General features: G+C 73.0%; 3 protein-coding genes. All 3 read left to right on the forward strand.

From position 1 onward, the window contains the following. On the forward strand, positions 1–424 hold a 424-nt coding region (locus tag ACLEQD_RS34405), incomplete at its 5' end, for a phosphopantetheine-binding protein (RefSeq protein WP_410389899.1). Then, complete coding sequence (locus ACLEQD_RS34410) at positions 417–4,973, forward strand: SDR family oxidoreductase (RefSeq protein ID WP_410389901.1); 4,557 nt, start codon at positions 417–419, stop codon at positions 4,971–4,973. The genes ACLEQD_RS34405 and ACLEQD_RS34410, both read left to right, overlap by 8 nt. Next, the coding region (locus ACLEQD_RS34415; RefSeq protein WP_410389902.1) for a condensation domain-containing protein at positions 4,970–6,337 on the forward strand (1,368 nt) is incomplete at its 3' end. The genes ACLEQD_RS34410 and ACLEQD_RS34415, both read left to right, overlap by 4 nt.

The raw sequence follows: 6,337 nt of genomic DNA on the forward strand, positions 1-6,337 counted from the left end.
GAAGGTGGACCGGGCGAAGCTGCCCGCGCTGACGGCGGAGGCCACGCCGCGCACGCAGGCCTTCGTGCCTCCGACGACGGAGCTGGAGCGGAGCCTCACGGCCCTCTGGCAGGAGGTGCTCGGCGTCGAGCGCGTCGGCCTGGAGGACCGCTTCTTCGACCTGGGCGGCAACTCGCTGACGCTGGTGCGGTTGCACAGCCGCATGCGCGGGCTCCTGAAGGTCGAGGTGCCGCTCGCGGAGCTGTTCCAGTACTCCAGCATCGCGGCGCTCGTGGCGCGCGTGCGGGAGCGCTCGGAGCCGGCGGAGGCCCCGGACGAAGCCGCCGTCGAAGAGGAGTTCGCGCAGCGCCGGGCGCGTGCGGGTCAACGCCGGAAGGTCCGGCAGCAGGTCGAAGCGCCGTCCCAGGAGGATGCCGATGAGTGAGCAGGCCGAAGTCTCCGAGGAAGCCATCGCCATCGTCGGCATGAGCGGCCGTTTTCCGGGCGCGGACGGCGTGGATGCCCTCTGGCGCAACGTGCGGGACGGCGTGGAGTCCTTCGTCGCGCTGGACGACCGCGACCTGGAGGCCGCCGGCGTGGATCCGGCGCTCTCCTCCAGGCCCGGCTATGTCCGCGCGGCCTATCCGCTGGAGAACGTGGACCGGTTCGACGCCGCCTTCTTCGGCCTGAGCCCGCGCGCGGCGGAGATCCTGGATCCGCAGCACCGGATCTTCCTGGAGTGCGCCTGGGAGGCCCTGGAGCACGCGGGCTACGACGCCGAGTCGTGGCCCAAGGCCGTGGCGCTGTTCGCCGGCACGGGCGCGCCCGCGTACCTCTACTCGCAGCTCATCCCCCAGCGGGAGCTGCTGGGGACGGTCGGCACCTACCAGGTCGGCATCAGCAACGAGAAGGACTTCCTGCCCACGCGCGTCGCGCACAAGCTGGGGCTGCGCGGGCCCTGCGTCGCGGTGCAGACCGCGTGCTCGTCATCGCTCGTGGCCGTCCACCTGGCCTGCCAGTCCCTGCTGTCGGGCGAGTCCAGCCTGGCGCTCGCGGGCGGCGTGTCCCTGTCGCTTCCGCAGCGCGCCGGCTACCTGGCCCAGGAGGGCGACATCCTGTCCCCGGACGGGCACTGCCGCGCCTTCGACGCGCGGGCCCAGGGCACCGTGCGCGGCTCCGGCGCGGGCGTCGTCGTGCTCAAGCGGCTGACGGAAGCGCTGGCGCACGGCGACACCATCCACGCCGTCATCCGCGGCTCTGCGGTCAACAACGACGGAGCGGGCCGCGCGGGCTACACGGCGCCGGGCGCGGAGGGCCAGGCCGCCGTCATCTCCGAGGCGCTCGGCGTGGCCGGTGTGAAGCCCGGTGACATCCAGTACGTCGAGGCCCACGGCACGGCGACGCCGCTGGGGGACCCCATCGAGCTCTCCGCCCTCAACCAGGCCTTCCGCGCGCGGGCGAACGCGCCGGGCACCATCGCGCTCGGCTCGCTGAAGACGAACATCGGCCACCTGGACACGGCCGCGGGCGTCGCCGGGTTGATCAAGGTCGTGATGGCGCTGCGCCACCGGCAGCTTCCCCCCAGCCTGCACTTCGAACGTCCCAACCCGGCCATCGACTTCGCGGCGGGGCCGTTCTTCGTCAACGGCACACTGCGCCCCTGGGAGTCGCACGGTGCGCCGAGGCGGGCGGGCGTCAGCTCCTTCGGCATCGGCGGTACCAACGCGCACGTCATCCTGGAGGAGGCGCCCTCCAATTCGACCACCGCCAGCGCGCGCGCGTCGCACCTGCTGCTGCTGTCGGCGCGCAGCGAGGCGGCCCTGGACGCGGCGACCGAACAGCTCGCGTCCCACCTGACCCGGCATCCGGACCTGGAGCTGGCGGACGTGGCCTACACGCTGATGGTGGGCCGCCGCCGCTTCGAACACCGCCGCGCCATCGTCTGCCGCGACGCGGAGGACGCGCGGCAGGTGCTCGCCTCGCGGGAGGAGTCACGGCTGCTCACCCAGCACGAGTCCGCCGTGGAGAGGCAGACGGTCTTCCTGTTCCCCGGGCAGGGCTCGCAGTTCGCGGGCATGGCACGCGGGCTCCATGAACAGCTCCCGGTGTTCCGCAAGCACCTGGACGCGTGCTGCGACCTGCTGTTGCCGACGCTCAAGCTGGACCTGCGTCAGCTCCTGCTGGCGCGCGACGGAGACGTGGAGGCGGATCGCCAGCTCCGCCGGACGGCGCTCACCCAGCCCGCCCTCTTCGCCGTCTCCTACGCGCTGGCCCGCACGTGGATGGCCTGGGGCGTGAAGCCCCGGGCGATGCTGGGCCACAGCGTGGGCGAATACGTCGCGGCCTGCCTGGCGGGCGTGCTGCGGCTGGAGGATGCGCTGTCCCTCATCGCCGCGCGGGGCGCGCTCATCGAACAGCTCCCCCCAGGGGCGATGCTCTCCGTGTCGCTTCCGGAGTCCGAGGCCCAGGCGCTGCTGGGCCCGGACCTGTCGCTGGCGGCTGTCAACGCGCCGTCGCTGTGCGTGGTGTCCGGGCCGCTGGAGTCCGTGGAGCGCCTGACGACGCGCCTGGAGCAGCGCGGGGTCGCGTGCCGGCGGCTGCACACCTCGCATGCCTTCCACTCGTCGATGATGGAGCCCATCCTGGGCGCCTTCGCGGAACGCCTCCGCGCGGTGCGCTGGTCCGAGCCCACGCTGCCGTGGGTGTCCAACGTCACCGGCACGTGGATCACCCCCGCGCAGGCGTGCAGCCCGGACTACTGGGTGGAGCACCTGCGCCGTCCGGTGCGCTTCGAGCAGGGCGTGCGGACGCTGCTCGAGGAGCCTTCACGCGCGCTGCTGGAGGTGGGGCCCGGCAACACGCTGGCGACCCTGGCGCGGCGGGCCTCCGCGCCGCCTTCGGTGGTGGTCGCGTCCATGCGGCACGCGCAGGAGGGACGCACGGACCTGGAGGCCCTGCTGGGCGCCGCGGGACGGCTGTGGCTGGCGGGCGTGCGGCTGGACGGGATGAAGCTGTACGGCCCCGAAGCCCGGCGGCGCGTGCCGCTGCCCACCTATCCCTTCGAGCGCCACCGCTACTGGGTGGAGGCCGGACCCGCGAAGGACCCGCACGACGTGCGCGGCCGGGTGACCAAGCGGCCGGAGTCCGCTGGCTGGTTCTACACGCTGGCCTGGAAGCAGGCGCGGCGCCCGGAGCCCTCGCGCGCGAAGGGCGGCTGGCTGCTCTTCGTGGAGGGCCCGGGGACGGCGGTGGCGGAGCGGCTGCGGCGCAGCGGTGCCTCTGTGGTGGAGGTGGTGCCCGGGAGCGACTTCCTGCCCCTGGAGCCCGGACGCTTCGCCCTGGATGGCACGCGGCCGGAGCACCACGCCTGGCTGCTGGAAGCGCTGGGCGACGCGCGGCCGGAGCGAGTGGCCTTCCTGGATGGATGGGCGCTCGCGGGCCATGCCGCTGGGAGCACGGCGCACGTGGAGGCGGCGATATCGCGGGGCTTCTATCCGCCGCTGTACCTGGCGCGCGCCATGGAGGCGCGTTGGCCCGGAGCGGTCACGTCGCTGACGGTCGTGACCGCCGGGGCCCATGACGTCACGGGCGAGGAGTCCCTGGATCCGTCACAGGCCCTGGCGCTGGGGCCGTGCCGCGTCCTGCCCCAGGAACTGGGACCCGGCTGGCGTTGCCGTGCCGTGGACGTCACCGTGCCGCCGAAGGACGGCGGAGCCGCTGCGCGCCTGTGGTTGGACTCGCTGGTGTCGGAGCTGGAGTCGGATCCTCGCGACGCGGTGGTGGCGCTGCGAGGCCGTCACCGCTGGGTGGAGGACTTCGCGCCCGTGTCCATGCCGGACGTGTCCACGCGCGGATTGCTGCGCGAGGGCGGCGTCTACCTCCTCACCGGAGGCCTGGGCCGCATGGGCCTGGCGCTCGCGTCGCGGCTGGCGACGGAGGCGCGGGCCCGGCTGGTGCTGGTGGGCCGTGCCGGACTGCCGGTCCGTGAGGCCTGGGCCGCGTGGCAGGCGGAGCACGGTCCCGAAGACGTCACGTCGCGCAAGCTGCGTGCGCTGGAGGACCTGGAGCGGCAGGGCGCGGAGGTGCTGGTCGTCTCCGCGGACGTGACCCGCGACGAGGACTGCCAGCGCATGGTGGCCCTGGCCCGCGAGCGCTTCGGCGTCCTGCACGGCGTCATCCACGCCGCGGGCGTGGTGGGCGCTCCGGCGAACGTGCTCGTCTCGGAGGTGGCGCCGTCGCGCTGCGGCCTGTTGTTCGAGGCCAAGGTCCACGGCCTCCTCGCGCTGTCGCGCGCACTGAAGGCCGAGCCGCTGGACTTCGTGATGCTCCAGTCGTCGCTGGCCACGGTGCTGGGCGGGCTGGGCTTCGCGGCCTATGCCTCCGCCAACCACTTCCTGGATGCCTTCGCCGCGGAGCAGGCACGCCAGGGCGACACGCGGTGGCTGTCCGTCGACTGGGACGGCTGGACCGAGGAGGCCGGGCGGTTGGGCCTCACGCTGGACGAGGGCGCGCGTGCGTTCCAGCGCATCCTCGCGCTGGGAGAAGGGGGCCGCATCCTGGTCTCCACGGGCGAACTGTCCGCGCGCAGGGCGCGGGGCAACGTGCCGCCGGAGTCCGCGTCAGCGGTGGAGGCAACGGGCGCGACGCCGCGGGTACGTCCTGCGTCGGCGCATGCGCGGCCCGCGCTGGGGACGCCGTACGTGGCGCCGGAGGATGCCATCCAGCAACAGGTCGCGGAGCTGTGGCAGGAGCTGTTGGGCCTGGACCGGGTGGGCATCCACGACGACTTCTTCGAACTGGGCGGTCACTCGCTGCTGGGCATGCAGGTGGTGTCGCGGCTGCGGGAGGCGTTCGCGGTGGAGGTGTCCATCCGGGGCCTGTTCGAAACGCCCACGGTGCTGGGCGTGGTGAACGCGGTCCTCGAGGCGAAGGCGTCCCAGGTGGATGCGGGGCGGCTCGAGGCCCTGCTGGCGGAGATGGAGAAGGCACCATGAGTGGGTTGGTCCAGCGGTTCGGCAATCTCTCGCCGGAGAAGCGCGAAGAGCTGATGCGCCGGTTGAAGCAGGAGGCCGCGGGGGCGCCCGCGCCCGACGCCATCCCCCCGCGCGAGAAGTCCACGCCGCCGCCGCTGTCGTTCGCGCAGCAGCGGTTGTGGTTCATCGATCAGCTCCAGCCGGGCCTCGCGCTGTACAACCTGCCCATCGTCCTGCGCGCGACGGGGCCGCTGAACGTGGAGGCCTTCCAGCGTGCCCTCCAGGCGCTGGTCGACCGCCACGAAGTGCTGCGCACGACGTTCACGCAGGAGCGTGGGCAGCCCGTGCAGCGCATCGCCCCGGCCATGGAGCTGACCGTGTCCGCGGTGGATCTGCGGGCCCTGCCCGGCGCGGAGCGGGACGCGGAGTCGCTGCGGTTGGCGAAGGCGGAGCTGTCGCGCCCGTTCGACCTGGAGCACGGTCCGCTCCTGCGCGCGACGCGGGTCTGGCTGGACGCGAACGACCACGTGCTGGTGCTGGTGCTGCATCACATCGTCTTCGACATCTGGTCCATGGGCGTGCTGGTGCGCGAAGTGCTGGCGCTCTACGACGCCTTCAGCCACGGGCGTCCGGCCGCGCTACCGCCGCCGAGGATCCAGTACGCGGACTGGGCGGTCTGGCAGCGGGGAAGCGCGCAGCAGGCGGTGCTGGAGAAGCAGCTCGCGTACTGGCGGGAGCGGCTTACCGGGCTGGAGATGCTGGAGCTGCCGACGGACCATCCCCGGACGGGGGCGGGCGTAAGGGGCGGGGCGCTCCCGTTCCGGATGCAGCAGGGCCCGTGGGAGGCGCTGAAGGCCCTGGCGCGCAGGGAGGGGCTGACGCCCTTCATGGTGCTGCTGGCGGCGCTGGAGGTCGTGCTCGCGCACGAGTCCGGGCAGCAAGACGTGGCGGTGGGAACGCCCGTGGCCGGCCGCAACCGCCGCGAGGTGGAGGGGCTGATCGGCTTCTTCGTCAACACGGTGGTGATGCGCACGGACCTGTCAGGCAACCCGACGTTGCGGGAGCTGCTCGGGCGCGTGTGCAAGACGTGCGTGGAGGCCTACGCGCAGCAGGACATCCCGCTGGAGCAGATCGTCGCGGCGCTCCAGCCGGGGCGCGAGGCCGGACAGACGCCGTTCTACCGGGTGTCATTCAATTTCCAGAACGCGCCGCTGTCGGAGGTCCACATCCCCGGGCTCGTGCTCCGCCCGATCGTGATGGAGAGCGGGCTCGCGAAGCTCGACCTGAGCCTCCAGCTCACGGAGGGATCGGAGGGGCTGACGGGGCTGTGGGAGTACAGCACGGACCTGTACGAAGAGGGGACGGTGCGGCGGTGGATGGAAGGC

It is taken from the genome of Corallococcus sp. 4LFB (genome assembly GCF_046520365.1).
GTDB classification, from domain to species: Bacteria; Myxococcota; Myxococcia; order Myxococcales; family Myxococcaceae; genus Corallococcus; species Corallococcus caeni.

Excerpts from the sequence above, each read along its gene's own strand:
- ACLEQD_RS34410 (WP_410389901.1), top strand. The coding sequence starts at position 417 with ATGAGTGAGCAGGCCGAAGTCTCCGAGGAAGCCATCGCCATCGTCGGC.